This window comes from Brachybacterium phenoliresistens, from assembly GCF_039530785.1.
Taxonomy (GTDB): Bacteria; Actinomycetota; Actinomycetes; order Actinomycetales; family Dermabacteraceae; genus Brachybacterium; species Brachybacterium phenoliresistens.
Map to the genome: position 1 here is coordinate 186,912 of NZ_BAAAOW010000004.1, position 25,915 is coordinate 212,826.

The following is a 25,915-nucleotide window of genomic DNA, read 5'->3' on the forward strand; positions in this document are numbered from 1 at the left end:
GCTGTGACCTGCATCGCGGCCTGGGCGCTTCGGCATCGGATGCCGCCGGAGGTTCATGACGAGTTCATCGGACCTGTCTAGGCTGTGGGAAAGCCCTATCCGCCGTCGGTCCGTCCCCGGGGCCGACCCCTTCCCGAAAGGCTGCGATGTCCCCTCGCACCCGCCTGTACTCCGTGCTGACCAGCGGCACCCTCCTCGGCGTCTCCTGCATGGGTGCGGCGATGCCCGCCCTGGCCGATCCCGGACGGAACCTCCTGGACGAGTCCGCGATCGCCCCGCACGCCGGCGCCTACGGCTACTACGTCGACGTGTGGGACACCAACACCGACGCGGACCTGGACCCCACCCGCAACGCCGCCGTCGGGGTGCTCTCGCCGATGCTCGAGGTGTGGCAGCCGGGCACGGAGTGGGACAACGGCACGAAGATCGACCCGGGGATCGCCGACTCCAACATCGCCCAGGCCATCGAGATCTCCCAGGACGCCAGCGACCCCGAGCAGCAGCGGGCGTACGTGATCGACCGCCGCCACCAGAACTACACGGCCACCGAGGGCCTGGGCCCGTACACCGGGGCCTACCGCGAGAGCGTCAACGCCGGCACCACCATCCCCGACGAGATCCCGGCCGATGCCACCACGGTCAAGTACTCCGACGGCAGCAACGAGAATGGCGTCTGGGCGGATCGCGACGGAGAGCTGGGGGCGACGGTCCAGCTCGTCGACGACATCCGCAACCATTCGGCGACCTCGAACAACGCCAAGAAGTACTACCAGTACCCGCGCCCCTACCGCTGGTCCGACGAGGTCGACGTGCCCGAGTACGCGGATCCGCTGCGCAAGCCCGTCGAGGAGGCCGCCAACGACGGCGGGTTCCCCTCGGGGCACACCAACGCCGGCGGCATGGCCACGCTCGGCCTGGCGTACTCCTTCCCGCAGGAGTACGACGACATGCTGCTGACCGCGAGCGAGATCGGGACCAGCCGGATCCAGCTGGGCATGCACTCGCCGCTGGACGTGATGGGCGGGCGCACCCTGTCCACCGCGATCACGGCCGGCGCGCTGAACGACCCCGCGCTCGCGGACGTGAAGCAGGAGGCCTCGGAGCAGGGCACCGCATGGCTCTCCCAGCAGCAGGAGGCCGGGGTCCTCGACGAGGACGACGACTACGACGCGGACCTCGCGCAGTACACGGAGTACATGACCTTCGGCTTCGAGCAGACGGGGGACCCGGATCAGGCGATGCGCGTGCCCAAGGGCGCCGAGGTCCTCCTCGAGACCCGCTTCCCCTACCTCGACGCCGAGCAGCGCCGCTGGGTCCTGCACTCCACCGGCCTCGCCTCCGGCTATCCGGTGCTGGACGATGCGGAGGGCTGGGGCCGCCTGAACCTGTTCGCCGCCCAGGGCGGCTACGGCGCCTTCGACACCGACGTGGCCGTGAGCATGGACGCCGAGGCCGGAGGGTTCTCCGCCGAGGACGACTGGCGCAACGACATCGCGGGCGCCGGGGCGCTGACTCTCTCCGGCTCCGGCGAGCTGACCCTGTCCGGGGACAACGCCTACACCGGCGGCACCCGGATCGAGGGCGGCACGCTCCGGGCCGCGACGGACAGCGCCCTCGGCACGGGCGACGTCGTCCTCACGAGCGGAACCCTGGCCGTGCCGGAGAAGCTCGAGATCGGCGGCGGCTTCGTGCAGGAGGACGGCGGCGTCCTCGCCCTGCAGGCCGGCGACTCCGGCCGGCCGGTCCTCGAGGTGCAGGGCACCGCGGTGCTGGGCGGGACCCTGCAGGTCACGCTGCCCGAGGGCACGCAGTTGGGCGAGGAGCTGACCCTGCTCGAGGCGAGGTCGATCTCCGGCGGATTCTCCACGGTGCAGGTCGAGGGCCTGCCGGCGGGCGTCGAGGCCGAGGTCCAGGTCGAGGGCGGCGAGCTCCGCCTCGTCCCCGCCGAGCAGGACGCGCCCGCCCCCTCCGAGCCCACCGCCCCGGCGGAGCCGACCGCTCCGGCCGAGCCGCCCGCCCCCTCCGAGCCCACCGCTCCGGCCGAGCCGACCGCTCCGGCGGAGCCGGGTGCGCCCACGGAGCCGACGGTCCCCGCCGAGCCCAGCGTCCCCGCGGCACAGCCGGAGCCCAGCTCTGCTCCCACCGCAGGAGCTCCCGTGGATCCGGCAGACTCCCAGGTCACGGGCGCGGGCGGCCCCGGCTCGGACGGCGGCGACGCGCTGGCGCGGACCGGTGTGGAGGCCACCACGATCGCCGTGGTCGCCGCCGGCTTCCTGGCGCTGGGTCTGGCCGCGCTGCAGGTGGCACGCCGCCGCGGCTGAGCCCGCCGCGGGCCGCGCAGCCGGCCGGCCCCGCGGCTGGTCGGACGTCCCCCTGCCCGACCTGCGGTCGATGGGTCGATCGCCCCGGGGACCGTTCCTGCCGGACGGGGGCGTGCACGAAGGGCTGTCCCACGTCCTCGAGCCAGGCAATCGCCTGGCTCGAGGACCTCAGGCAGCCGTTCGTACTCGCCCCGCCGACGTCGGTGCCCGGCGATCCCGGGGCCCGTCCCCGCCCGTCGGCCCGCCTCGCGGTGCTGCCCGGAACGCTCTCAGAGCGCCGGTGTCGCGAATCCGCCGTTGGAGTAGAGCAGCTGTCCGCGGATCCAGGCGCCCTGCGCGGAGACGAGGAACCGCACCAGGTCGGCGACCGTCTCGGTGCCGCCGAGGCGACCGCCGGGGGTCTGCGCCGCGCCGGCCTCCCGGATCGCGTCGTCCATCCAGCCGGTGTCGATGGGGCCGGGGTTGATGACGTTGGTGCGGATGCCGCGGCCGGCGAGCTCGTGCGTGCCGGCCAGGACGAGGCGGTCCAGGGCGCCCTTCGTCGCGCCGTAGGGCAGGTTGTGCACGGTGTGGTCGCTGGTCAGTGCGATGGCGCTGCCGCCGGGGGTGTCCGTGCCCTCCTCCACCTGCTCGGCGAAGGCCTTCAGCAGCAGCCAGGTCGCGCGCACGTTCACGGCGTAGTGCGCATCGAAGCTCTCGACGGTGGTGTCCAGGATCGAGGAGTCCACCGATTCGCAGTGCGCCATCACCAGCGCGCCGAGCGGGCCGAGGGCCTCGCGGGCCTGGCCGGTCAGCTGGGCGGGGACGGCGGGGTCGGCGAGGTCCCCGGGCAGCAGCTCGACGCGGCGGCCCAGGCCGCGCAGCTCCTCGGCGAGCTGCTCGACGTCGGAGGTCTCCCCGTTGACCCGCTCGTCGTAGGCGGGGGAATAGGACAGGGCGAGGTCGAAGCCGTCCTCGGCGAGGCCGCGGGCGATCGCGGCGCCGATCCCGCGGCGTCGGCCCACGCCGGTGAGCAGGGCGGCGCGGGGCAGGGTGGTGTCTGGGTGCATGGCCTCGACCGTAGGCGGCGCCCTCCCGGCGGGCAACGGAATACTCCGGCGCCCTCGCCCGGCGGCCCGTCCGGGCGAGGGCGCTACCCTGCCGGGGGCGGCGGCGCATCGGGCGCGGACCGCCGCAGAGAAGGAGTCCGTGATGCCGAGCGCCCCCGCCCCCCTCTGGTCCGGCCCGCTGGACGTCGACGGCCTCGCCCAGGGATCGGTCCGGGCCGCGGCCGATGCCGTCGTGCGCCTCGCCGCCGCCCGCGGCGCCCGCATCGCGGTGACGACATCGCCGCGCGCGGTGGGCCTGGCCTTCGCCGCGGTCGACCATCTGCGCATCGACGGGGAGCCCACGCATCCGTGGGCGCCGCTGTCGGGGTTCTTCGCGGCGGCCGACGGATGGGTGCGCCTGCACGGCAACTACCCCCATCACGCCGCGGCGATCCGGGGCGTCTTCGACCTGCCCGATGCCGAAGGCGACGCCCAGCAGGAGCGGCAGCGGATCGCGGAGCGGATCGGCTCCCTCCCGGCGCAGGAGGTCGAGGACCGCGTCGTCGCCGCCGGCGGGATCGCTGCGGCGGTCCGCACCCCGCAGCAGTGGCGCGAGCACCCGCAGTCCCGCGCCATGGCGGGCACGCCCTGGGTGGGCGTCGAGCCCGGAGGCCCCGCCCGGCCCCTGCCGTCGCTGCCCGTCGCCGCCGGCGGCCGCCCGCTCGCGGGACTGCGCGTGCTGGACCTGACCCGCGTGATCGCGGGCCCCACCGCCTCCCAGCTGCTGGGCTGCCTCGGGGCCGATGTGCTGCGCCTGGACCCGCCGCATCGGCCCGAGCTGCTGGATGCGCACCTGTCCACCGGTATGGGCAAGCGCTCGGGGCTGCTGGACCTGCGCCGCGATGCCGCCGTCCTCCACGAGGAGCTGCTGCCGGCGGCCGATGTGCTGCTGCTGGGATATCGGCCCGGCGCCCTGGACCGCTTCGGGCTCGAGCCTGCGGCGCTCGCCGCCGCGCATCCGGGGCTCGTGGTCGGGGCGCTGTCGGCATGGGGGAGCGTCGGCCCGTGGGGCGGGCGCGCCGGATTCGACTCGATCGTGCAGGCCGCGACGGGCATCGCCGTCGCCTCGGCCGCCGATCCGGCCCGGCCGGGCGCCCTGCCCGTCCAGGCGCTCGACCATGCGACCGGATTCCGGCTGGCCGCCGCGGTGATGGACCTGCTCGCCCAGGGGCGTGGCGGTCTGGTCCGCGCCAGCCTGCTGGGCGCCGCGCAGGAGCTGCTGAGCGCTCCTGCGGCCGATGACGGGCCCGGCTCGCCGTCCGGCATCGCGGCCGATGGTCCGCTCGGCACCCCGGCCGCGGCCGGCTCGCCGTCCGGCTCGACCGCCGCACCGGTCTTCGCGCCCGGCCCCGAGCCGGTCGAGGACGATCTGATCGAGCAGGGCACCCCGCACGGCCGCGTGCGCGCGGTCCCGCCGCCGCTGCGGGTCGACGGCGCCCGCGTCCACGGGCACATCGGCCGCAGCGGAGGGGCGGATATTCGCTGGTCGCAGCGCTGAGCGGCGGGCACACTGGCCCGATGGACACCACCACGCCCGTGCTCGCGCACCACGAGGACACCCGCCCGATGGGCCCGATGGTCGCCTCCGAGCGCGCCACCTGCGAGCGCTGGCTCGAGACGTACCGCGAGAGCGTGCTGCTGAAGGTCGCCGGCCTCACCGCCGAGCAGCTGTGCAGCCGCCCGATCCCGCCCTCGACCCTGAGCCTGATGGGCATCGTCCGTCACCTCACCGAGGTCGAGGCGTACTGGCTGCGCGAGGTCCTGCTCACGGAGGTGGTGCCGGAGTACTACTGCACGCCGGAGAGCCGCGACGGCGACTTCGACGACGCCTCCCCGCAGACGGCCGCGGCCGATCTCGCCGCCTACCGTGCCGAGATCGCCGTGACGCGGGAGGCCGCCGCGAGCTGGAGCGACCTCGACGGCCCGGTGCGCGGCCTGCGCCGCGGCGAACCGGTGAACCTGCGCTGGATCCTCACCCACCTCATCGAGGAGTACGCCCGCCACCTCGGGCACATGGACCTGCTGCGCGAGGCGATCGACGGGCGCACCGGGTACTGACGACCGGTCCCGCCCGGCAGCTCCGCGCCGTTGCACCGGCCGATGCCGTTGCGCCGGCCGATGCCGCAGCTCGAGGGGCGGCGGGAACGTCCTGAGCTGGACCGCGCAGCAGCCGGAGGGCTGGGGGAGCGCCGTCAGCCGGGCTCGCCGTGTCGCGCGGCGGCCTCGCGGGCCCGTTCGCCGAGGACGCCCGGCAGCTCCGCGACCGGCACCCAGCGAGGATCGGAGACCTCGTCCTCCTGCGGCCGGATCTCCAGCGGGCCCGCGGCGACCGCCGCGAACCGCAGGTCGTAGTGGAAGTGCGCGGGCTCGTGCCGCTCGGGCCGCGCCGCGATGTCGTGCACGTCCACGTGGAGGATCCGGAACCGGCCGGGCAGCAGCCGCACGGACCGGGGCGGGACGCCGACCTCCTCGTGCAGCTCGCGCAGGGCGGCCGCCTCGAGGCTCTGGTCCTCGGCGTCGATGTGGCCCCCGGGGAAGAGGTACCGCTGGTGCACCCGGTGGTGGATCTGCAGGACGTTCCTCCAGCCGGCGTCGAAGAGGACGACGCTGCCGGTGAGGTGCCCCGCGAGGGTCCCGCGGCTGGTCGGGTCGCCGTCCAGGGCGAGGCCGCGCAGCAGGGGGAGCAGATGGCGCTCGCCGTCCCACGCCGCGGAGTAATCCGCGATGGCCTGCTCGATGCGGGGGAGGGGGATGGTCATGCGCGGGCGTCCTCTGCTCGGGGCGTCGTCGTCGTCGCGGCGCCGGCGCCCATCATCCCCCGCGCACGGCGAGGATCGCCGCATGCGGGCGCGCGCCGGGATCGGTGCGCTGCTCGGAATGCTCGAGGGTGAAGCCGGCCCGCTGCAGCAGGTCGGCCATCGTCTCGGCAGGCCAGCGGTATGCCGTCGCGACCGCATGGGGGAACGGCTCGGGGCCCGGGGGTTCCGGGTCGTGCGCCGCTCCGCCCGCGGCGCGCTCGACCCGGGTCGCTCCGGCTACGGCCCGTTCGGCCCGGGCCGCTCCATCCGCGGCGCGCTCGGCCCGCGCCCGCGCGCTGTCATCGGCCGCGAAGAACCCGATCAGCGCCCGGCCGCCCGGCGCCAGGCAGGCGTGCATCCGTGCCAGGGCCGCCGGCACATCGGCCGGGTCCAGATGGATCAGCGAGTACCAGGCGAGGATCCCGCCCCAGGGCTCGGCGGGGTCGAGGTCCTCGACGCCCCCGTCGCGGAAGCGCACCGCAGGGTGCGCCCGCCGGGCGATCTCCAGGAACCCCGTCGCCGGGTCCATGCCCACCACGTCGTGGCCGCGCCCGGCCAGGTGCGCCGTCCACTGGCCGGGGCCGCAGCCCAGGTCCAGCAGCGGCCCGGCCGTCTGCGCCGCCCAGCGCTCCACGAGCGCCCGATCCGGCGGGGCGGTGGCCTCCATGGTGCCGACGGCCTGCACGTACTCGGCGGCGCGGGCCCCGTAGGCCGCGGCCGCCCGCGCTGTTCCCCGCCATGGCGCTCCCGGACCTGTCGTTCCCTGCCCCGCCCTTCCCTGCCCCGCGCTTCCCTGCCCTGCCGTCATGCGATCTCCTCCGCGCGGCGCACGATCCGCTGCGCGGTGCGGATCGCATCGGCCGCATAGCCGGTGCCGAACAGGTCCAGGTGCGCGAGCAGCGCGAAGAACAGGTGCGCGGGCAGGTCCTCGCGCCAACCCTCGGGCATCGGGTGCGCCTGCTCGTAGCCGGCGAGGATCTCCTCGAGGTGCGGCGCCCCGAACAGGGTCAGCAGCGCCAGGTCCTCGAGCCGATGCCCGCCATGGGCGGCCGGGTCGATGAGGGTCCCGCCCGCCGCCGTCCACAGGACGTTGCCCGACCACAGGTCCCCGTGCACCCGCGCCGGCTCCTCGCGGCCCTGGCCGGCGATGCCGTCGAAGACCCCTGCCGCGATCGCCGCGATCGCCGCCTCCACGGCGTCGGCGCCCTCATCGCCCAGCAGCGGGGCGGTCCGCTGGGCCAGCGGGCGCAGCCGGTCCTCCGCCCAGAAGACGGAGAACTCCGCGCGCGGCGCGGTCGGCACCGCGAACGGTGCCTCCAGCGGCCCGAACCAGGCCCGCGGCGCGGGCGCCCAGCCGAAGGCCGGCGCCCCGGCATCGTGCAGCCGCGCGAGCTGGCCGCCCAGACGGCGGGCCGCGGCGGCATCGGCCGGAACGGGCTCGAGGCGCTCGAGGTCCAGGCCGTGCTCATCGGCCGCGAGCACGCGGACCACCGGGACGGCATCCGGCTCCGCCAGCCAGGCCAGCCCGCGGCCTCCGCGGCGAAGAACCCGGGCGGGGCGCCGGGACGGGACTTGCGGTGGGTGCGCATGCCCCCACCGTCTCATCCCGCCCCGGCCGCTCCGCTCAGCGCACGCCGGCGGGGAAGGCGGCGGGCTCGCCGGGCTGGTAGCCGTCGGTGAGGTCGATGCCGTAGTCCCCGGCGAACACGGGCGCGGTGTCGACGGTGACGTCGCCATCCGCCTCGGCCAGGCGGAACACGCGGGCGCCGCGCAGGCGGTGGTTCTCCGCACCGCCCAGGCCGTAGGTGCCGAAGCCCGTGCCCGGGCCGTAGCCCAGCGTGATGCCGTAGTAGTCGCCCTGGTAGGTGTTCGTGTGGTCGTGGCCGACGAACAGCCCGCGGATGTCCCCGCGGTGGAGCATCGCGCTGAACAGGCCGGAGTTGAACGGCCCCGGGCACTCGTCCTCGTTGCGCTCGCCGATGATCCCGTGCTTCGCGACCGCCCGCTCGTGGTCGGCGTCGGTGCGCGAGTCGACGCTCGCGAACCACATGAAGCGGTGCTCCCACAGGGCGATGTGCTGGAACACCAGGCCCGGGACCAGGCCCTTGTTCTTCTTCTCGAGCTCCCGGGAGGTGCGGGCGTACCACTCGACCTGGTCGAAGCGCAGCCAGTCCCAGTGCGGGTAGCCCTCGAAGTCCTGGCCGGCGATCTCGGCCGGCGCGTAGCGGCCCGAGTCCAGCAGCCACAGGGCGAAGGCGTCGCGCTTCCCATCGGCCGAGCGCACGGGCAGGACCTGGTTGGCGGTGCCGGTGACGTCCGCCCCGAGGGTGGTGATCGAGTGCTCGTACTGGGACAGGAAGGCGACGTAGTCCGCCTCGGCCATGCCGGTCTTCTCGGTGGAGTCCTCGTCGTGGTTGCCGAAGGTGACCGCGAAGGGGATGCCGCGCCGCTCCATCGGCAGCACCACGTTGTTCAGGGCCTGCTTGACCTCGAGCTCGGTGGAGGGGCCGCCGTTGATGACGTCGCCGTTGATGATGACGACGTCCGGGGAGGCGTCATCCAGGACGGCCTCCTGCAGGGCGGTGGTGCGGACGTCGGTGGTGTGGCTGTCCTGCGTGTCGTTGAACTGCACGACGGTGAACGAGCCGTCGTCGCGGAAGGCGAGCGGGTTCTTCACGATGCCGTCCTTCGTGGTGGGGGTGGGGCCGGCCTGGGCGGGCGCGGGGCCGAGGCCGACCGCGGCGAGCCCTGCGGCGGCGGCTCCGGAGGCGGCGAGGACGCCGCGGCGGCTGGGGGCAGGGGTGTCGGAGGAGGGGAACATCGGGAGCTCCTGTCGTCGGGGGCGCCGGGAGGCGCGGGTCGGCGATGACCCTAGGCGGCGGTCGCGACCGCCAGGAGCACGCTATGCCAACACCGGTCGACGAGCAGGTCAACACGCCGTGAATGGATTTGCAATGCGCTCGTGGCCGACGCCGGCCGGGGCGCCCGGGTCACCGGTCCCGGGAGGTGTTGACGGTGTCGCCGTCCCACGTCAGGTCGGCATCGGCGTCCACCTCGAAGGCCTCGACGCGGTCGTCGGCGAGCACCGCGTCCACGAGCGCCCGCGGGCCCGCGACGATCGTCGAGTCCCAGTCGATCTCCGAGGCGAGAACCCATTCGTGCCCGGCGGGCCACAGCAGCTGCGGCGTGACCGGCGCCGGATCGCCCTCCCATCCGCCGAGCCCGGAGGTCTCGCCCCAGCCGGGGTCGGACAGCTCGGTGGCCCCGGTTTCCAGCAGGACCATCTCCCGGCCGGGCCAGAGGAAGTACGGGCCCCGATCCACCAGCGCGCGGACCGCCGCGCTGACCGGGTGCCGTCGCGGGGGCCGCGGCGGCGCCTCCCACCCCTCGCCGGATTCCTCCTCGGAGCTCAGCAGGATGTATGCAGTGCTGCTGTCGTTCAGCTCCCCGTGGCCGACCCAGAACGCGGCGACGAGATCCTCCGGCGTCGCGGTCGCCGCTGCCAGATGCCCGGTCAGGGCCGCCAGGAGGTCCGGGGCCAGCCGCCCCTCCTCCGACTGGCCGGCCTGCCAGCCGTCCGCGAACTCCAGGGACCGCTCCTGATCGGTGATCGCCTGCCACTGCACCAGCGGGTGCATCACGCGGTCATTGCGCCGGGCGACCTCGGCCCAGGTCCATCGGGCGGTCTCCCGCTCCGGGTGGATCCCCCACTCGTCCTGGACCGAGAGGTCCACCCGGCGGGCGGCGACGGGATGCAGGATCCGGGCGTAGGCCTCGAACCCGGTCCCGGCGACGCCGCCCACCCGCGCCCACGCGCCGGCGCGGCGCAGCAGCCAGTCGCCGCAGCCGACGTCGTGCAGGGGCCTCACGCGCGCGCGGTCGGGAACATCGCGGCGCGGGCGTCGTCGGAGGAGACGACCTCCTTGCCGAAGGGGAAGCAGGTCACGGGGATCAGCTTGAGGTTCGCCCACGCCAGCGGGAGGCCGATGATCGTGACCGCCTGGGCGAGCGCGGTGACCACATGGCCCAGCGCCAGCCACCAGCCCGCGACCACGAACCAGATGACGTTGCCGATCGTGCCCACGGCGGTGGGCCGGCCCACGTCGATGACCTCGCGGCCGAAGGGCCACAGCACGAAGCCGGCGATGCGGAAGGAGGCCACGCCGAAGGGGATCGTGACGATGAAGATGCAGGCCAGGATGCCGGCGATGACGTAGGCCAGGAACAGCGACCAGCCCGCGGTCACCAGCCAGATGATGTTCAGGATCAGGGTGATGAGGGAGCGCATGCCTCGATGCTAGGACGGCGCGCGCCCCGGCTCCATGCAGGTTTCCCCCGGATCCGGCCCGGGGCGGGCGCCCGCGCGCGTCCGTCCGAGATTCCTCCGCCCGGCTGTCGATCCGGCGGGGCGGGGTTCGTCATAGTGGTGACCGGGCGCTCCGGCCCGGTCGCCACCGAGAAGCTGGACGAGGAGCTGAGGACGATGAAGTACGTGCTGCTGATGATGGGGGCCGTGGACGGCCCGAGCTGCGGGGAGGACGACGCGCCCGGCGTGGAGGATTTCATGGCCTTCGATGCCGAGCTGGAGAAGGCGGGGGTGCTCGCCGGCGGGTTCGCGCTCGAGGACCCGGAGACCGGCACCAGCGTCACCCGCGCCGGCCGGGACGCCGAGCCGGTGGTGACCGCGGGCCCGTACGTGGAGAGCCGGGAGTTCGTGGGCGGGACGATCGTGATCGACGTGCCAGACATCGACGAGGCCATCCGCTGGGCGGGCCGCTGCCCGGGGGCGATCGGCGGCCGGGTCGAGGTGCGGCCGATCGCGGAGTTCTGATCCGCCATGTCCGCCTCCGACGCCGGGGCCGCTCCCGCGGGCGCGGCCCCGGCCGACGAGCTCCTCGCCCGCCTGCACCGCGAGGAGCACACCCGCCTGATCGCGATCCTGGTGCGGCGCTTCGGGGACCTGGACCTCGCCGAGGACGCGGCCCAGGAGGCGATGGAGGCGGCGCTGCGCACCTGGCCGCGCGACGGCGTGCCGGATCGTCCGCTGGCCTGGCTGGTCCAGGCCGCGAAGAACCGCGCCCTGGATCGGGTGCGCGGCGATGCGGCCGCGGCGCGGCGCCTGGCCCGGCTGCGCATCGAGGAGGGGGAGCGCACGGCGCCCCCGGCCGATGCCGCCGCGCTCGAGGCCGGCGACCTGCCCGACGACCGCCTGGCCATGCTCATGGGCACCTGCCATCCGGCGATCGCCCCGGCGGACCGGATCGCGCTCATGCTGCGCTTCGTCGGCGGGCTGAGCAGCGCGGAGGTCGCCGAGGCCCTGCTGCTGCCCCTGCCCACGCTGCAGGCGCGCATCACCCGCGCCAAGAAGCGGATCCGCGTCAGCGGGATCCCGCTGCGCGTCCCCGAGGACGAGGGCGAGCGCCGCGCCCGCCTGCCGCTCGTGCTCACGGCGATCTCCCTGGTGTTCACCGAGGGCTACGCCGCGACCTCCGGTGCGTCGCCGCTGCGGGCCGAGCTCACCGTGGAGGCGATCCGCCTGGGCCGCATCCTGCACCGGCTGGACCCGGCATCGGCCGAGGCCACCGGCCTGCTGGCGCTCATGCTGCTGACCCAGTCCCGGGCCCCGGCACGCCTGGAGGACGGCGTGCCCGTCCCCCTCGAGCAGCAGGACCGCGGCCGATGGGACGCGGATCTGCGCACCGAGGGCATCGCCCTGGCCGAGCAGGCGGCCGCCGCGCCCGGCGCGGGCCGATGGGCGATCCAGGCCGCGATCGCCGCCGTCCACGCCGAGGCGCCCGCCTTCGAGGCCACCGACTGGCCGCAGATCGCCGCGCTGTACGACCTGCTGCTGCGCCACGATCCGGGGCCGGTGGTGCGGATGAACCGCGCCATCGCCGTGGGGCGCCGTGACGGCCTCGAGCACGGCCTCGCGCTGCTGGACGGCCTCGCCGGGGAGGCGGAGCTCGCCGCGCACCAGCCGTACCATCTGGCACGGGCGATCACCCTCGAGGAGCTGGGCCGTCCGGCCGAGGCCCGCGCCGCCTACGCCCGGGCGCTCGAGCTCACCGGCACGGCGGGGGAGAGGCGGTTCGTCGCGCGGCGGCTGCGCGGCGTCGAGGACCCCTGAGCGATGAGACGCTGGTCACATCGGCCGCGGAGTGGGATCATCGGGAGGTATGAGACCACGGCTGCGATGGAGCGACCTGCCCGAGTCCGTCCGCCTGCGCGTCCAGCACCGGCTGGGCGCGGAGGTGTCCTGGACCATCCCCTGCACGGGGGGATTCTCCCCGTCCACCGCGGAGATCGTCGCCGCGGACACCGGCAGACGCCTGTTCGTGAAGGCGGTCCGCGCCGAGGACAATCCCGACTCCCCGCGCATGAACCGCGCCGAGGCCCACGCCCTCGCGCACATCCCCAGCAGCGCCCCGGTGCCCGCCTTCGTCGACGCCTTCACGGACGGCGACTGGTTCGTGCTGGTCACCGAGGTCGGGCCGGGTCAGACCCCCGCCCAGCCCTGGACGGGCGATGACCTCGACCATGTGCTCGACGCCCTGGATCACCTGCAGTCGGTCTGCACCCCGAACCCGGTGCCGGACCTCCCGCGGGCGGCCGATGCGCTCGCCGAGGACTTCCTGGGCTTCTCCCGCATCGCTGAGGACCGGCCGCCGGGGCTGGACCCATGGATCCTCGAGCACCTGCGCGACCTCGAGCTGGCCGAGGAGCGGGGCCTGGCGGCCATCGACGGGGAGACCCTGTGCCACCTCGACGTGCGGGCCGACAACCTCCTCATCGCCCCCGGCGGCGGGGTGAGCGTCGTGGACTGGGCCCATGCCTGCCGCGGCCCGCGCTGGCTGGACGCCCTGCTGTTCCTCGGCACGGTCGAGGACCGGCACGGGGAGCTGGCGGTCTCCGCCCGGATCGACGAGCTGATGACCCATCACGGGCTGCCGCGGCGCACCGGCACCGATGTGCTGTGCGCGTTCCTCGGCTTCTTCGTCGACGCCGCCCGGCGCCCCGACCCGGAGTCCGTCCCGGGCCTGGGGGCGCACCGCGCCCGCTACGCCGAGTGGCTGGTGCCGCTCATCCGCCTGCGCCGGCGCACGGAGATGCGCGCCTGACCCTCAGCCCCGCCTCAGCCCCGCCTCCGCCCCGCCTCCGCCCCGCCCGTCGAGTGCCGGTCTACGAGCCAATTTGCTGCGGATTCGGCTCGTAGATCGGCACTCGCCGGGTTCGCGCCTCAGCGGTGCTGGTCTGCTGAGCTCGTCGGCACGGGCCTGCGGCGCCGCTCGTTCCTCGCCGCGCCTGCGGCCCGAGCCTTCCTCGCCTCAGCGGAAGCGCGCGACGGCGATCGGGGCGGCGGAGGCGAGCTCCGCGAGCTCGGGGTGCTCGGGATCGCGCAGCACCTCGCGCAGCGGCGCCGCCGGCAGCACCGTGCCGCCGACCAGGGCGTGCACGGTCGGGCACAGGCGCTCGACGAGCTCGAGGTCGTGGGAGGCCAGCAGCACGCCGACGCCCAGACGCTCGATGAGCTCGCGAAGGTGCGCGGTCATGGCGCTGCGGCTGTGCGGGTCCAGGGCGGTCAGCGGCTCGTCCAGCAGCAGGATCTCGGGCCGGGTCGCCAGCGCCGTGGCCAGCGCGACCCGCTGGCGCTCCCCGCCGGACAGCGTGGCCATCGGCCGGGTGCCCGCGCTCATGTCCAGGCCGACGGCGTCGAGCATCGTCTCGATGCTGGTGCCGTGGCTGCGACCGCCCTTGCGCGCCACCTTCAGGGCCTCGCGCAGGCGGATCTGCGCGGTCACCCGCGGATCCGAGATGGTCATGGAGTACTGGGAGACCGCCCGCACCCGCGCCGAGAACTCGCTCTTGGAGCGCAGCCGCAGCCGCGAGACCGGCCGCCCGTCGAAGGTCACCGTGCCGCGCAGCACCTTCTGCGCCCCGGAGAGCACGCCCACCAGCGTCGTCTTGCCGCCGCCGGAGGGGCCGACGAGGCCCACGGGAGCGGAGCCGCTGGTCACCTCGATGTCGAGGTCGGAGAGCACATCGGGCCCTCCGTAGGAGAGGGAGACTCCGCTGGCCTTCAGGATCGACACGCTGGCTCCTCGGGGACGATGGGCGGTCCGGGCGGCGGCCCGGGATGCGGGACCACGGTACCGGCGAAGCCTGGGGGATCGCGGCTCAGATCATCCCGAGGCGCTCGAAGGCGGCGACGATGCCGTGGCCCGACGGTCCCGGGACCACGAAGGTCGCGGCCTCGAGCACAGCGGGGGCCGCGCCCTCGATGCCGACCGCGGTGCCGGTCGCCCGCAGCATGCCCACGTCGTTCATGCCGTCGCCGATGCCGACGGTCGCCTCGATCCCGAAGCCCAGGTGCGCCGCGACCTGCCGCACCCCGTCGGCCTTGTCGATCGCGGCCAGGTGCAGCTCCCCGGAATGCAGGCCATCGGCCGAGATCGAGTTGGGCAGCGCCCCGATCGCCGCGCCCAGCTGCGCGGCCACCTGCTCCACGGGCACCGGCGACTCCCACACGGACACCTTCGCGAACGAACGGTCCGGCAGGTCATCGGGGGTGCGGACGGCGTCGAGGATGTCCTGCGGGCCGCGGCCGATGCTCCCGGACGCGGGCGCCTCGGCGGCGCGGACGTGCTCGCGGATGCTCTCGGCGAGGCCGGGCGTGCAGTACATCGCCTCGGGGGCCTCGAGGGCGAAGACCGCCCGGGCCTCCAGCAGCAGCTCCGTGGTGCGGCGGGCGAGGTCCTCGGGGAAGCGGTCATCGCGCAGCACCTCCTCGCCCACCCGCACGTGGGCGCCGGCGGAGGTGACCACGCCGTCGAACAGCGCCGCGACCTCGGGGGCGACGATGGAGGCGGGCCGGCCCGTGCACAGCAGCACCACGTGCCCGTTCTCCCGCGCCCGGCGCACCGCCTCCGCGTGGGCGCCCGGGGCGATCCCGTGGTCGGCGAAGGTGCCGTCGAAGTCGATGAACACGCAGCGGCGGCCGGTCTCGGGGCGAACAGTCACAGGGGCCTCTTTCCTGGGGCGGACGACCGGCCCAGCCTATCGGCCGCGTCGCGTCCCGGCCCGCCGCCGGGTGGGACGATGGGCCGATGAGCACGCCCCCGTCCCGTCCCCGGCCCGAGTCCGTGTCCCTGCGCCCGCTGCGCCGCGAGGACGCCGCCCGCCTCGCCGAGCTCGAGCTGCGCAACCGGGAGGAGCTGCTGGTCGGGGCCCCGCTGCGGGAGGACGCCTGGTTCACCGAGGAGGCCCAGCGGGCGATGCTCGACGAGGCCCTCGCCGCGGCGGAGGAGGGGCGCGGCGTCCCGCTGGGGATCGTCCTCGGCGGGGAGCAGCTGGTGGGCCGCCTCAGCATCAACGGCATCGTCCGCGGGGCCTTCGAATCGGCGTCGCTGGGCTACTGGGTGGACCGCGAGGCGACGGGGCAGGGCGTGGCGACCCGGGCGGTGCGCGCCGCGATCGGCGTCGCCTTCGGGGCGCTGCGCCTGCACCGCCTGCAGGCGGAGGTGCAGGTCGGCAACGACGCCTCCGCGCGCGTGCTCGAGAACTGCGGCTTCGTCGAGTACGGCCTCGCCCCGCAGTACCTGCGCCTGGGCGGAGACTGGCGCGACTGCCGGCTGTTCCAGCTCGTCCACGCCGACTGGACCCCGCCGGGCCCGTGACCGGCGACCCCTGGTCCCGCGCGGCCGATGGGCATAGCGTGGCGGCCATGGACATCGCGGTGCTGGGATCGACGGGGACCATCGGCCGGTCCCTCAGCGGGAAGCTCGAGGAGGCCGGGCACACGGTGCGGCGCCTGAGCCGGTCCGCGGGGGTGGATGCGCGCAGCGGCGGGGGACTGGATGCGGCGCTCGAGGGGGCCGAGGTGGTGGTCGATGCCGTGAACGTGCAGGCGATCCGCGGGGACCGGGCCGTCTCCTTCTTCACCCGGGCCGCGCAGAACATCGCCCGCTCGGCGGAGCGCGCCGGGGCGCGGCGGGTGGTGTGCGTGTCGATCGCCGGGGCCGCCCGGCCGGAGGTCCGCGGGGCCTTCGGCTACTACCGGGGCAAGGCCGCGCAGGAGCGCGCCTATCAGGACGCCCGGATCCCGGCGACGATCATCCGGTCCACCCAGTGGTTCGAGCTGGCCGAGCAGATGGCCGCGCAGGCGAGCATCGGCCCGCTGGCCGTGCTGCCGACGATGCGCATGGCGCCGCTCTCGGCGCACCGCGCGGCCCGGCACATCGTCCCCGAGGTCGTGCGCGAGGACGTCGCCGGCGACCGGATCCTGGCGATCCGCGGCCCCGAGGAGATGACCACGGCGCAGCTGGTGCGCCGCATCCTCGCCGCGCGCGGGGAGATCGGCGGGCGCCGCCTGCGCGTCGTCACGGAGCTGCCCTACCTGGGGCGCGGCCTCGCCGGCGGCGGGCTGATCCCCCGCGACGGGATCGTCGACGACCTCACCCTGGGGGCCTGGCTCGACGGCGGCGGGGCGGCGGCTGCCGCCCGCTGACCTCAGGCCCCGGCGTCCAGAGCGACCCGGGCGGCCGTGTCGATGAGCCGGGCGGCGGTGCGGGCGGTGCGGGAATCGACGTCCAGCTGCGGGTTCAGCTCGACCACGTCCAGCAGGCCCAGCTTCCCGGTGTCGGCGGCGGCGCGCACGGCCGCCTCGATCAGCGGCACGGGAACTCCGTAGGCCGCGGGGGCGGAGACCCCGGGGGCCGCCGCGGCGGGCAGCACGTCCAGGTCGATGGTCAGGTACAGCACCTCGAGGTCCGCGGCGAACTCCTCGACGGCGGCGCGGATCCCCGCGGCGCCCGCCTCGATGCACTCCACGTCCGTCCACCAGCGCACGCCCAGCTGACGGGCGCGCTCGAACAGGACTCCCGTGTTGGAGGGCTCGGCGATCCCGAGCACCAGGTAGGCGAGCTCGCGCCCGGCCGCGGCCTCCGCCGCCGCCATCTGCGCGAAGGGCGTGCCGGAGGTGGGGCGCGGCTCCTCGCGCAGGTCGAAGTGCGCATCGAGGTTCAGCACCCCCCAGCGCTTGCCGGACAGGGACTGCGAGGCGACCAGCCCCTGGTAGGAGGCCCAGGCGGTCTCGTGCCCGCCGCCGAGGACCACGCCCAGCGCGCTGCCGGGGCGGTCGAGGGCCTCGGCGATCAGCGCCCCGGCCTCGGCCTGCCCGCGCTCGAGGTCCGTGCCCACGGTGACGGCGTCGCCGAGGTCGTGGATGCCGACCTCGCCGCGGGCGAGCGGGCCGTGCAGCGCCATCGGCGCCAGGGCGCGGCGCAGCGCGGCGGGGGCATCGGCCGCCCCGACCCGGCCGCGGTTGCGGCGCACGCCCTCGTCGGAGCGGAAGCCCAGCAGGGCCAGGTGCGCGGCGGAGGCATCGGCCTCCCCGGCGGGACGCACCACCTGGTGCCAGCGAGCATGCTCGGGGTCGTCGCCGTCGTGGCGGCCGGTCCAGGCGGCAGGGGCGGGAGCGGTCATGGGGCACCTCCGAGGAGCGGGCGGGTCTGCATCGGACCCTACGGCTCCACTCTCCCCGATCGGGGCGCGAGGCAGGCCCGCTGTCCGGTGCTCCGGACAGCGGGTGAGCTCAGCCCTCCCGGGCGATCAGCAGCCCGCCCGCGGAGATCGCGATGCAGCAGGTCATGACCAGGACCATGGGCAGGGCGCTGACGCCCCCGCCGAGGCTCACCAGCGGCGAGACCAGCGCGCCGAGGCCGAACTGCAGCGCGCCCAGCAGCGCCGAGGCGGTCCCGGCGGCCTGCGGCACGGCGCCCAGCGCGAGCGCGGTGGCGTTGCCGAAGATCAGCCCCATCGCGCCGACGGTCGTGAAGATCGGCAACATCAGCCAGATCGCGGGGGCCCCGGTCGCGGCGAGGACCAGGGCTGCGAGCACGGAGACGCCCGCGGCCGCCACGCCGGTCCGCAGCATGCGCTCGGGCGCGACCGTCGCCGCCCGCTGCGCGGAGACGGCGCTGACGACCATGAGCGCCAGGGCGTTCACGCCGAAGGCGATGCCGTAGCCGCCCGCGCCGAAGCCCATCAGCTCCTGGTAGAGGAACGGCGAGGCGGAGATGTACGCCATCATCACCGCGAAGGCGAAGCCGAAGGTCACGGTGCGGCCCACGAACGTGCGCGAGGAGAGCGGCCCGGGGGCGGCCCGGCGGGAGCGGCGCTCGGCGGCGAGCTCGGCGCGGCGCGCCGGGGAGAGGGTCTCGCGGGTCAGCGCGAGGACGGAGACGACCATGACGATCGCGAGGACCAGGATGATGCCGAGCAGGCCGCGCCAGCCCAGCGGGCCGGTGAGCGCGCCGCCGGCGACGGGCGCGATCACCGGGGCGACGCCGCCGACGATCATCATCAGGCTGAACGCCCGCGCCGCGGCGGGGCCGTGCGCGAGGTCGGAGATCATCGCGCGGCCGATGACCATCCCGGCGGCCCCGGCGAGGCCCTGCAGCATGCGGGCGGCGATGAGCACGCCGATGCTCGGTGCGAGGGCGGCGGCGGCCGATGCCAGCACGAACAGGACCGCGCCGACCAGCAGCGGGCCGCGGCGACCCAGGCGGTCCGAGAGCGGCCCGAAGGCGAGCTGACCGAGGGTCAGGCCGGCGAGGAAGGCGGTCAGCGTCAGCTGCACCTGCGTGGAGCCGGTGCCGAGGTCCGCGGCCATGGCGGGGAAGGCGGGCAGGTAGAGGTCGGTCGCCAGCGGGGCGACGGCGCTCAGCAGGCCCAGCACGAGCAGCAGGGGCACGGTGACGGGGGAGCGGAGGTCCGCGTCGGGCGCGGCGGTCGTGGGGGAGGCGGGGATGCTCATGATGGTTATGCAAACATAACGAAAGCGGCGTGTCGATAGGATCCGTGCGTGACCTCCCCGACGTCGACGCCGCCCTCGGACGCGCAGGATCCCGACGATCCCCTGCTCGCCCAGCTCGGCGACGCCGTCGTGACCCTCGCCCGGGCGCTGCAGCACGGCGTCCACGAACGGGACGACGTGGTCCCTCTGACCGGCACCGAGGTGATGGTGCTGCGCTGGGTGGACCGCCATCCCGGCGCCACGCCCAGCAGCACGGCCGAGGGCGTGGGCCTGCGCCGCTCGAACCTCTCCGCCGCGGTGCGGGGACTGGTCGCCAAGGGGATGCTCACCCGCGAGGCCGATCCCGCCGACTCCCGCAGCGTCCACCTCGCCCCGACCGACCGCGCCCGCGAGTCCAGCCGCGCGATCCGCGCCCACTGGGGCCGCGAGCTCGCCGCCCGCCTCCCGGACCTCACCGCCGCGGACCGCGAGGTCCTCGCCCGGGCCGTCCGGCTCCTCGACCGCGACGAGGGGTCCGCGCCATGAGCGGGCGGGCGAAGGTCCCCGCGGCCGATGCCACGCTGCGCCTGCTCACCTTCCTCGCCGCGCAGCGCGCCCCGGTCGCCGCGGCCCGCATCGCCGAGGCCCTCGAGCTGCCCCGCTCGAGCGTGTACGACCTGCTGGCGACCCTGGTCGCCCACGGCTACGCCCTGCACCTGCCCGAGGAGCGCCGCTACGCGCTGGGCCCGGCGGCCTACGAGCTCGCCGCCGGCTACGCCCGCCACGACCCCCTGGCACGGATCGGCCGCCGGGCGATCGCCCGGATGGTCGACGCCGTCGGGGAGTCCGGCCATCTCGCCGTGCTGCACGGGCGCGATGCGCTGTACCTCGTCGAGGAGCGCGCCCGTATGCGCCCCAGCCTCGTCACCGACGCGGGCGTGCGCCTGCCCGCGCACCTCACCGCGAGCGGGCGGGCGATGCTCGCCGTGCTCACCCCGGTCCAGCTGCGCAGCCTCTACCCCTCCCGCACCCCGTTCGAGCGCCGCACCGAGGCGCCCTCGGTGACCTCCCGCGCGGACCTCGTGGCCGAGCTCGCCCGGGTGCGCCGCGAGGGCGTGGCCTGGGAGGACGGCGAGGTCACCGAGGGCTTCGCCTCCGTCGCCGCGGCGGTCGTGGACCGCGCCGGGTGGCCCGTCGCCGGGGTGGCGCTCACCTGGCCCGAGGTCGGCTCGACCCCCGAGCTCGCCGAGCGCTGCGCCCGCGCCGTGCGCGAGGTCGCCGCCGAGATCACCCGCGCCCTCCGCTGAGTGCCCCGGGGAGGAGGGCAGATCCGAAGGGCGCGCTGCGGTAGCGTCGAGCGGGTGGACTTCGTGGAGATGAGCGACGGCGCACGCCTGGCGACGCGGACCGTGCCCGGACCGGCGGGCGCCCCCGCCGTGATCCTCGTGCACGGCGGCCCCGGCCTGTGGGACTACCTGGCACCGCTCGGCGAGCTGCTCTCCGGCCGATGCACGGTGCACAGCTACGACCAGCGCGGATGCGGGGACTCCACCGCTGCTCTCGAGACACCGGCGGATCTCACCCTCGAGCGCTCCGTCGCCGACCTCGAGGAGCTGCGCATCGCCTTCGGGCACGAGCACGTGGTGCTGGTGGGCCATTCCTTCGGGGCGACCCTCGCCCTCGCCTACGCCGGCGCGCACCCGGACCGGGTGATCGGCCTGGGGTACCTCGACGGGGTCGGCATCGGCGACTGGCGCAGCGCCTACCGGCCCGAGCGGGCCCGGCGCCTGGAGCCCTGGGCGCAGCGGCTCGCCGCGCTCGACGCCCGGGAGCGCACCCGCGAGGAGGAGACGGAGTGGCGCCGCATCCAGTGGGCGGCCGACTACGCCGACCCGGCCGCCGGCTACGACCTGGCGCTGCCGATGGCCTCCAGCCCGCACGCCATCAACCTCGCGGCCAACCGCTCCCTCATGGCCTTCGACGACATGGACCAGATCACCTGGGCCACCGCCGCGCGCTGCCCCATCACCTTCATCCACGGCACCGCCGACCCGCGGCCCGTCGGCCCCGTGATGGCGCTCGCCGCCCACGCCCGAGCTCCCCGCAAGCGCGCCGTCACCGGCGCCGGGCACCTGCCGTGGGTCGAGCAGCCCGAGCAGATGCGCGAGATCCTCGCCGAGATCGTGGTCTCCGCCCGCACGCGCGACTGAGCGCATCGTCCGGAATCCGCATCGTCCGGTATCCCGGACGCCGATGCGCGGCGGCCCGTTCCCCGCGGCGGACGGGCGTGGTGTCCTGGCATCACGTCGCGGTCATGGCCGAGCGCGACGGACCACCCCAGCAGAGCAGGAGCCCTCGATGACCCTCCCCGGAGCCCGCCCCGTCCGCGCCGCGCGCGGCACCGACCTCAGCGCCAAGTCCTGGCAGACCGAGGCGCCGCTGCGCATGCTCATGAACAACCTCGACCCCGAGGTCGCCGAGCGCCCCGACGACCTCGTCGTCTACGGCGGCACCGGCCGCGCCGCCCGCTCCTGGGAGGCCTTCGACGCGATCGTCGAGACCCTGCAGGACCTCGAGGACGACGAGACGCTGCTGGTCCAGTCCGGCAAGCCCGTCGGCGTGCTGCGCACGAACGAGTGGGCTCCGCGCGTGCTCATCGCCAACTCCAACCTCGTCGGCGACTGGGCGACCTGGCCCGAGTTCCGCAAGCTCGAGGCCGAGGGCCTGACCATGTACGGGCAGATGACCGCCGGCTCCTGGATCTACATCGCCACCCAGGGCATCCTCCAGGGCACCTTCGAGACCTTCGCGGCCGTGGCCCGCAAGCGCTTCGGCGGCACCCTGAAGGGCACCATCACCCTCACCGGCGGCTGCGGCGGCATGGGCGGCGCCCAGCCCCTGGCCGTCACCCTCAACGACGGCGTGTGCCTCATCGCGGACGTGGACCGCACCCGCCTCGAGCGCCGCGTCGCCAAGCGCTACCTCACCGAGATCGCCGAGGACCTCGAGGACGCGATCACCCGCGCCAACGCCGCCAAGGAGGAGGGCCGCGCCGTCTCCATCGGCATCGTCGGCAACGCCGCCGAGGTCTTCCCGGCGCTGCTGGATCGCCACCGCGCCGGCGACATCACCATCGACGTCGTCACCGACCAGACCAGCGCCCACGACCCGCTGTCCTACCTCCCGCTCGAGCACACCATGGAGGACTGGCACGCCGAGGCGGAGGCCGACGCCGAGGGCTTCACCAAGAAGTCCCGCGAGTCCATGGCCGCGCAGGTCCGCGCCATGGTCGAGTTCCAGGACGAGGGCGCCGAGGTCTTCGACTACGGCAACTCGATCCGCGACGAGGCCCGCCACGCCGGCTACGAGCGCGCCTTCGCGTTCCCCGGCTTCGTGCCCGCCTACATCCGCCCCCTGTTCTGCGAGGGCCTCGGCCCGTTCCGCTGGGTCGCGCTCTCGGGCGACCCGGAGGACATCGCCGTCACCGACGCCGCGCTGAAGGAGCTCTTCCCCGAGAACGAGCACCTGCACCGCTGGCTGGACGCCGCCGGCGAGCACGTCGAGTTCGAGGGCCTGCCCGCGCGCATCTGCTGGCTCGGCTACGGCGAGCGCCACCAGGCCGGCCTGCTGTTCAACCGCCTCGTCGCCGAGGGCAAGGTCAAGGCCCCCATCGTCATCGGCCGCGACCACCTCGACTCCGGCTCCGTGGCCTCGCCCTACCGCGAGACCGAGGCGATGCTCGACGGCTCCGACGCGATCGCCGACTGGCCGCTGCTGAACGCCCTCACCGCGACCTCCTCCGGCGCGACCTGGGTGTCCATCCACCACGGCGGCGGCGTCGGCATCGGCCGCTCGATCCACGCCGGCCAGGTGGGCCTGGCCGACGGCACCGAGCTCGCGGCCCGCAAGCTCGAGCGCCTGCTCACCAACGACCCGGGCATGGGCGTGATCCGTCACGTCGACGCCGGCTACTCCCGGGCCGATGAGGTCGCGCGCGAGCGCGGCGTCCGGATCCCCGTCGCGCCCACCCTGCGCGACGGTCAGGGCGCATGACGAGCGCCCCGCACGCGGCGGCCGCGGGAGCCCATCCGGCTCCTGCGGCCGCCGCCGCATCCCCGGCGAGCACGCTGATCACCGACATCGGCGAGCTGTGGACGCTGGACCCGGCTCTGGACGACGCCCCCGAGCGGCAGGTGCTGCACGACGCCGCCCTGGTCCTCGAGGGCGGGCGCGTGGCCTGGTACGGCCCGGCCGCCGACGCTCCCGCCGCCGATGAGCGGGTGGACGCCGCCGGCCGCGCCGTGCTGCCCGGCTGGGTCGACTCCCACTCCCACCTCATCTTCGACGGCGACCGCTCCGCCGAGTTCGAGGCCCGCATGGCCGGCCGCGCCTACGCCGCCGGCGGCATCCAGGTCACCACCGACGCCACCCGGGCGGCCTTGGACGCCTCCGACGGCGACCGCCTCGAGCAGCTGGTCCGCGCCCGCATCGCCGAGGCCGTCGCCGGCGGCACCACCTGCCTGGAGACGAAGACCGGATACGGCCTCACCCTCGAGGACGAGGCCCGCTCCGCCGCGCTCGCCGCCCGCCTCGTCGCCGACGGCACCCTGGACGAGGCCACCTACCTCGGAGCCCACCTGGTGCCGCTCGAGTTCGACGGCGCGCACGGCCGCCCCGGCGCCGGCGCATACGTGGACCTCGCCGCCGGGCCGATGCTCGAGGCCGTCCGCGAGCAGGCCGGCGACCTCCTGCGCTGGGCCGATGTCTTCTGCGAGGACGGCGCCTTCGACGTCGCGCAGTCCCGCCGGGTGCTCCGCGCCGCCCGCGCGGCGGGCCTGGGCCTGCGCGTGCACGGCCACCAGCTGGCCCGCAGCGGGGGAGTGGCCCTCGCCGTCGAGCTGGGCGCCGCGAGCGTGGACCACCTCAACCACATGTCCGCCGAGGACGTCGACGCGCTCGCCGCGACCGCCGCCCTCCCGGTGCGCGAGGACGCCGACGGCCGGCTCGCCATGGACGCCGGCCCCACGGTCGCGACGGTCCTGCCGGCCTGCGACCTGTCCACCCGCGCCCCGCTCGCCCCCGCCCGGGCCCTGCTGGACGCGGGCGCCGTCGTGGCCCTGGCCAGCAACTGCAACCCCGGCACCAGCTACACCAGCTCCATGAGCTTCTGCGTGGCCACCGCCGTGCTGCAGATGCGCCTCAGCCTCGCCGAGGCGATCCGCGCCGCCACCCGCGGCGGGGCGCTCGCCCTGCGCCGCGCGGACGTCGGCCACCTGGCCGTCGGCGCCCGCGCCGACGTGCACCTGCTGGCCGCCCCGGCGGCGATCCACCTGGCCTACCGGCCGGGCATGCCCATGACGGCGGCGGTGTGGCGGCGCGGGCAGCGCCTCCACCCGGCCGCCTGACCGCCGCCCCGGCCCCGGGGCGACCCGCCGTCCCACTCCGGCCGGGGAGCCGCCCGTTCCTCCGGCCGGAGGAGACCTCACCCCTCCGTGCGGCGTCCCGCCGCCCTACCCCTGGAGCGCATCGATGACGACCCGCGCCGACTCCGTCCCCACCACCGCGCCGCACCCGCCGGCCCGCTGGCGCTTCTTCGTGTACAGCGCCATCGGCCTGGCGATGTTCTTCGTCTCCGTCGAGATCGGCGGGAAGAGCACCATCGGCGTGGACCACGTCCTCACCCTGGTGCGCACCCTCCTGGGGCCGGCCGTGCCCTTCGTGGTGCTCGCCCTGGTGGCCTTCGGCACCGCCCGGCCCTTCGTCACCGGCACCTGGCGCCGCAGCCCGCTGCGCACCGCCTTCGCGATCCTCAACGTGCTGGGCCTGCTCGTCGCCGCCTGCGCCGCCTTCGGCTCCTACCCGGGCCCGCTCGCGAACCCGGACATCGGCCCCTTCCTGTGGGAGAAGCTCGCCATCCCCGTCGGCCTGATCGTGCCCGTCGGCGCGATCTTCCTGGCGCTGCTCATCGGCTACGGGCTGATGGAGTTCATCGGCGTGCTGGTGCGGCCGATCATGCGGCCCGTGTGGCGGGTGCCCGGCCGGGCCGCCGTCGACGCCGTCGCGAGCTTCGTGGGCTTCTACTCGCTGGCGCTGCTGATCACCGACCGCGTCTACCGCGAGGGCCGGTACACCGGCCGGGAGGCCGCGATCATCGCGACCGGCTTCTCCACGGTCTCGGCCACCTTCATGGTCATCGTCGCCTCGACCCTGGACCTCATGGACCGCTGGGCGCTCTACTTCGTCGTGACCCTCGTGGTGACGTTCCTGGTCACCGCCATCACGGTGCGGATCCCGCCGCTGCGCGGCATCCCCGAGGAGACCTTCGAGGGCGTGGCCCACCAGCCCGAGCCCACCGGCGGCGGCCGCCTGCTGCCCACCGCCTGGGCCGAGGCGATGCGCGCCCTCGCGGCGGCCCCTGGCCTGGCCCGCGGCACCTGGTCCACGCTCAAGGACGGGGTGCTGATGGCCTCCGCGATCGTCCCCTCGATCCTCTCGGTCGGGCTCATCGGCCTGCTGGTGGCGACCTACACCCCGCTGTTCGACCTGTTCGGCTACGTGTTCGCGCCCGTCGCCCTGCTGGTGGGCCTGCCGGAGCCCCTGCTCGCCGGCAAGGCGTTCTCGATGGGCATCGCCGAGATGTTCCTGCCGGCGACCGTCGTCGCCGGCCACCCCTCGGAGGTTCTGCGCTTCACCGTCGGCGTCACCGCGATCTCGCAGATCGTGTTCTTCTCCGCCCTGGTGCCCTCGATCCTCGCGACCTCGATCCCGATCAGCGTGCCGCGCCTGATCGTGCTCTGGTTCGAGCGGGTCGTCCTCACCGTGCTGATCGCCGCACCGATCGCGCACCTCGTCCTCTGAGGCGTTCCCGCTCGGGCGGGGCGCCCAGATCGCGGCCCGGGAGGAATTGTCACCCTG

25 protein-coding genes are annotated in these 25,915 nt (G+C 75.2%); 14 read left to right on the top strand and 11 right to left on the bottom strand.

Going from position 1 to position 25,915, the window contains the following annotated elements; translation table 11 throughout:
• The first annotated feature begins 146 nt into the window (after positions 1 to 146).
• On the top strand, positions 147 to 2,321 hold the full coding sequence (locus ABD234_RS11175) for a phosphatase PAP2 family protein (protein WP_344356158.1): 2,175 nt from the start codon (positions 147 to 149) through the stop codon (positions 2,319 to 2,321).
• A 269-nt stretch (positions 2,322 to 2,590) separates the two neighbouring features.
• Here the strand turns inward: ABD234_RS11175 and ABD234_RS11180 are convergent, their stop codons facing one another.
• Entirely contained in the window at positions 2,591 to 3,370 is a 780-nt protein-coding gene (locus ABD234_RS11180; protein WP_344356161.1) for an SDR family oxidoreductase, read from the bottom strand.
• Positions 3,371 to 3,512: 142 nt separating this feature from the next.
• Between ABD234_RS11180 and ABD234_RS11185 the strand changes: the two genes are divergently transcribed.
• Both ABD234_RS11185 and ABD234_RS11190 read left to right on the top strand, forming a co-directional pair.
• Positions 3,513 to 4,907 carry a CoA transferase gene (locus tag ABD234_RS11185; RefSeq protein WP_344356164.1) on the top strand — a complete coding sequence of 465 codons (1,395 nt, stop codon included), beginning with the start codon at positions 3,513 to 3,515 and terminating at the stop codon, positions 4,905 to 4,907.
• 20 nt (positions 4,908 to 4,927) lie between these two features.
• Positions 4,928 to 5,467, top strand: a complete 540-nt coding sequence (locus tag ABD234_RS11190; RefSeq protein ID WP_344356167.1) for a DinB family protein — start codon at positions 4,928 to 4,930, stop codon at positions 5,465 to 5,467.
• A 134-nt stretch (positions 5,468 to 5,601) separates the two neighbouring features.
• Here ABD234_RS11190 and ABD234_RS11195 read toward each other — a convergent pair whose 3' ends face one another.
• The 6 genes from ABD234_RS11195 to ABD234_RS11220 form a co-directional block, all read right to left on the bottom strand.
• Positions 5,602 to 6,168 (bottom strand): NUDIX hydrolase, encoded by a 567-nt coding sequence (locus ABD234_RS11195; RefSeq protein WP_344356170.1) that lies wholly within the window; start codon positions 6,166 to 6,168, stop codon positions 5,602 to 5,604.
• A 52-nt stretch (positions 6,169 to 6,220) separates the two neighbouring features.
• A complete protein-coding gene (locus ABD234_RS11200; protein WP_344356173.1) occupies positions 6,221 to 7,015 on the bottom strand; it encodes a class I SAM-dependent methyltransferase in 795 nt (264 codons plus the stop codon).
• Complete coding sequence (locus ABD234_RS11205) at positions 7,012 to 7,944, bottom strand: fructosamine kinase family protein (RefSeq protein ID WP_344356174.1); 933 nt, start codon at positions 7,942 to 7,944, stop codon at positions 7,012 to 7,014. Before ABD234_RS11205 ends, ABD234_RS11200 begins: the two co-directional genes overlap by 4 nt.
• A complete protein-coding gene (locus ABD234_RS11210) occupies positions 7,832 to 9,028 on the bottom strand; it encodes a metallophosphoesterase family protein (RefSeq protein WP_344356177.1) in 1,197 nt (398 codons plus the stop codon). Before ABD234_RS11210 ends, ABD234_RS11205 begins: the two co-directional genes overlap by 113 nt.
• Before the next feature lie 169 nt (positions 9,029 to 9,197).
• Positions 9,198 to 10,076, bottom strand: a complete 879-nt coding sequence (locus ABD234_RS11215; protein ID WP_344356179.1) for a hypothetical protein — start codon at positions 10,074 to 10,076, stop codon at positions 9,198 to 9,200.
• Positions 10,073 to 10,495, bottom strand: a complete 423-nt coding sequence (locus ABD234_RS11220; RefSeq protein ID WP_038372676.1) for a YccF domain-containing protein — start codon at positions 10,493 to 10,495, stop codon at positions 10,073 to 10,075. The genes ABD234_RS11215 and ABD234_RS11220 overlap by 4 nt, the downstream gene beginning before the upstream one ends.
• A gap of 138 nt (positions 10,496 to 10,633) precedes the next feature.
• Here ABD234_RS11220 and ABD234_RS11225 point away from each other — a divergent pair, with 138 nt between their 5' ends.
• Genes ABD234_RS11225 through ABD234_RS11235 form a run of 3 tightly spaced genes read left to right on the top strand, consistent with a single transcriptional unit; the run spans position 10,634 to position 13,325 of the window.
• Positions 10,634 to 11,038, top strand: a complete 405-nt coding sequence (locus ABD234_RS11225; protein ID WP_344356182.1) for a YciI family protein — start codon at positions 10,634 to 10,636, stop codon at positions 11,036 to 11,038.
• Between the two features lie 6 nt (positions 11,039 to 11,044).
• Positions 11,045 to 12,334, top strand: coding sequence for an RNA polymerase sigma factor (locus ABD234_RS11230; protein ID WP_344356186.1), 1,290 nt, complete (start codon positions 11,045 to 11,047; stop codon positions 12,332 to 12,334).
• Positions 12,335 to 12,383: 49 nt separating this feature from the next.
• Complete coding sequence (locus tag ABD234_RS11235) at positions 12,384 to 13,325, top strand: aminoglycoside phosphotransferase family protein (RefSeq protein ID WP_344356189.1); 942 nt, start codon at positions 12,384 to 12,386, stop codon at positions 13,323 to 13,325.
• A gap of 207 nt (positions 13,326 to 13,532) precedes the next feature.
• Here ABD234_RS11235 and ABD234_RS11240 read toward each other — a convergent pair whose 3' ends face one another.
• Together ABD234_RS11240 and ABD234_RS11245 are read right to left on the bottom strand one after the other, a co-directional pair.
• Positions 13,533 to 14,297 (bottom strand): ABC transporter ATP-binding protein, encoded by a 765-nt coding sequence (locus ABD234_RS11240; RefSeq protein ID WP_344356192.1) that lies wholly within the window; start codon positions 14,295 to 14,297, stop codon positions 13,533 to 13,535.
• An 85-nt stretch (positions 14,298 to 14,382) separates the two neighbouring features.
• Entirely contained in the window at positions 14,383 to 15,225 is an 843-nt protein-coding gene (locus tag ABD234_RS11245; protein ID WP_344356195.1) for an HAD-IIB family hydrolase, read from the bottom strand.
• Between the two features lie 86 nt (positions 15,226 to 15,311).
• On the opposite strand from ABD234_RS11245, the gene ABD234_RS11250 reads away from it, so the two are divergent.
• Positions 15,312 to 15,881: a GNAT family N-acetyltransferase gene (locus ABD234_RS11250; protein WP_344356197.1), complete on the top strand. Its 570-nt coding sequence runs from the start codon at positions 15,312 to 15,314 to the stop codon at positions 15,879 to 15,881.
• A 47-nt stretch (positions 15,882 to 15,928) separates the two neighbouring features.
• Positions 15,929 to 16,711: an SDR family oxidoreductase gene (locus ABD234_RS11255; RefSeq protein ID WP_344356199.1), complete on the top strand. Its 783-nt coding sequence runs from the start codon at positions 15,929 to 15,931 to the stop codon at positions 16,709 to 16,711.
• 2 nt (positions 16,712 to 16,713) lie between these two features.
• Here ABD234_RS11255 and hutG read toward each other — a convergent pair whose 3' ends face one another.
• Both hutG and ABD234_RS11265 read right to left on the bottom strand, forming a co-directional pair.
• Positions 16,714 to 17,688, bottom strand: a complete 975-nt coding sequence (hutG, locus tag ABD234_RS11260; RefSeq protein ID WP_344356201.1) for a formimidoylglutamase — start codon at positions 17,686 to 17,688, stop codon at positions 16,714 to 16,716.
• A 109-nt stretch (positions 17,689 to 17,797) separates the two neighbouring features.
• Positions 17,798 to 19,021, bottom strand: coding sequence for a multidrug effflux MFS transporter (locus ABD234_RS11265; RefSeq protein WP_344356203.1), 1,224 nt, complete (start codon positions 19,019 to 19,021; stop codon positions 17,798 to 17,800).
• Positions 19,022 to 19,069: 48 nt separating this feature from the next.
• Between ABD234_RS11265 and ABD234_RS11270 the strand changes: the two genes are divergently transcribed.
• The 6 genes from ABD234_RS11270 (at position 19,070) to ABD234_RS11295 (ending at position 25,858) form a co-directional block, all read left to right on the top strand.
• On the top strand, positions 19,070 to 19,546 hold the full coding sequence (locus ABD234_RS11270; RefSeq protein ID WP_051486853.1) for a MarR family winged helix-turn-helix transcriptional regulator: 477 nt from the start codon (positions 19,070 to 19,072) through the stop codon (positions 19,544 to 19,546).
• Positions 19,543 to 20,307 carry an IclR family transcriptional regulator gene (locus ABD234_RS11275; protein WP_344356207.1) on the top strand — a complete coding sequence of 255 codons (765 nt, stop codon included), beginning with the start codon at positions 19,543 to 19,545 and terminating at the stop codon, positions 20,305 to 20,307. Before ABD234_RS11270 ends, ABD234_RS11275 begins: the two co-directional genes overlap by 4 nt.
• A 54-nt stretch (positions 20,308 to 20,361) precedes the next feature.
• Positions 20,362 to 21,210 carry an alpha/beta fold hydrolase gene (locus ABD234_RS11280; RefSeq protein WP_344356210.1) on the top strand — a complete coding sequence of 283 codons (849 nt, stop codon included), beginning with the start codon at positions 20,362 to 20,364 and terminating at the stop codon, positions 21,208 to 21,210.
• 148 nt (positions 21,211 to 21,358) lie between these two features.
• Positions 21,359 to 23,053, top strand: a complete 1,695-nt coding sequence (gene hutU, locus ABD234_RS11285; protein WP_344356213.1) for a urocanate hydratase — start codon at positions 21,359 to 21,361, stop codon at positions 23,051 to 23,053.
• A complete protein-coding gene (locus tag ABD234_RS11290; protein ID WP_344356215.1) occupies positions 23,050 to 24,405 on the top strand; it encodes an amidohydrolase family protein in 1,356 nt (451 codons plus the stop codon). Before hutU ends, ABD234_RS11290 begins: the two co-directional genes overlap by 4 nt.
• A gap of 124 nt (positions 24,406 to 24,529) precedes the next feature.
• Complete coding sequence (locus tag ABD234_RS11295; protein ID WP_344356216.1) at positions 24,530 to 25,858, top strand: YjiH family protein; 1,329 nt, start codon at positions 24,530 to 24,532, stop codon at positions 25,856 to 25,858.
• The last annotated feature ends 57 nt before the right edge of the window (positions 25,859 to 25,915 follow it).

What these genes read in the sequence shown, in the direction of transcription:
- ABD234_RS11195 (WP_344356170.1), bottom strand. Translation starts at nt 6,168, where the DNA reads ATGACCATCCCCCTCCCCCGCATCGAGCAGGCCATCGCGGATTACTCC.
- ABD234_RS11175 (WP_344356158.1), top strand. Translation starts at nt 147, where the DNA reads ATGTCCCCTCGCACCCGCCTGTACTCCGTGCTGACCAGCGGCACCCTC.
- ABD234_RS11230 (WP_344356186.1), top strand. Translation starts at nt 11,045, where the DNA reads ATGTCCGCCTCCGACGCCGGGGCCGCTCCCGCGGGCGCGGCCCCGGCC.
- ABD234_RS11185 (WP_344356164.1), top strand. Translation starts at nt 3,513, where the DNA reads ATGCCGAGCGCCCCCGCCCCCCTCTGGTCCGGCCCGCTGGACGTCGAC.
- ABD234_RS11190 (WP_344356167.1), top strand. Translation starts at nt 4,928, where the DNA reads ATGGACACCACCACGCCCGTGCTCGCGCACCACGAGGACACCCGCCCG.
- ABD234_RS11205 (WP_344356174.1), bottom strand. Translation starts at nt 7,944, where the DNA reads ATGGCGACGTCACCGTCGACACCGCGCCCGTGTTCGCCGGGGACTACG.
- hutG (WP_344356201.1), bottom strand. Translation starts at nt 17,688, where the DNA reads ATGACCGCTCCCGCCCCTGCCGCCTGGACCGGCCGCCACGACGGCGAC.
- ABD234_RS11265 (WP_344356203.1), bottom strand. Translation starts at nt 19,021, where the DNA reads ATGAGCATCCCCGCCTCCCCCACGACCGCCGCGCCCGACGCGGACCTC.
- ABD234_RS11180 (WP_344356161.1), bottom strand. Translation starts at nt 3,370, where the DNA reads ATGCACCCAGACACCACCCTGCCCCGCGCCGCCCTGCTCACCGGCGTG.
- ABD234_RS11210 (WP_344356177.1), bottom strand. Translation starts at nt 9,028, where the DNA reads ATGTTCCCCTCCTCCGACACCCCTGCCCCCAGCCGCCGCGGCGTCCTC.
- hutU (WP_344356213.1), top strand. Translation starts at nt 21,359, where the DNA reads ATGACCCTCCCCGGAGCCCGCCCCGTCCGCGCCGCGCGCGGCACCGAC.
- ABD234_RS11200 (WP_344356173.1), bottom strand. Translation starts at nt 7,015, where the DNA reads ATGACGGCAGGGCAGGGAAGCGCGGGGCAGGGAAGGGCGGGGCAGGGA.
- ABD234_RS11290 (WP_344356215.1), top strand. Translation starts at nt 23,050, where the DNA reads ATGACGAGCGCCCCGCACGCGGCGGCCGCGGGAGCCCATCCGGCTCCT.
- ABD234_RS11295 (WP_344356216.1), top strand. Translation starts at nt 24,530, where the DNA reads ATGACGACCCGCGCCGACTCCGTCCCCACCACCGCGCCGCACCCGCCG.
- ABD234_RS11235 (WP_344356189.1), top strand. Translation starts at nt 12,384, where the DNA reads ATGAGACCACGGCTGCGATGGAGCGACCTGCCCGAGTCCGTCCGCCTG.
- ABD234_RS11255 (WP_344356199.1), top strand. Translation starts at nt 15,929, where the DNA reads ATGGACATCGCGGTGCTGGGATCGACGGGGACCATCGGCCGGTCCCTC.
- ABD234_RS11275 (WP_344356207.1), top strand. Translation starts at nt 19,543, where the DNA reads ATGAGCGGGCGGGCGAAGGTCCCCGCGGCCGATGCCACGCTGCGCCTG.
- ABD234_RS11220 (WP_038372676.1), bottom strand. Translation starts at nt 10,495, where the DNA reads ATGCGCTCCCTCATCACCCTGATCCTGAACATCATCTGGCTGGTGACC.
- ABD234_RS11250 (WP_344356197.1), top strand. Translation starts at nt 15,312, where the DNA reads ATGAGCACGCCCCCGTCCCGTCCCCGGCCCGAGTCCGTGTCCCTGCGC.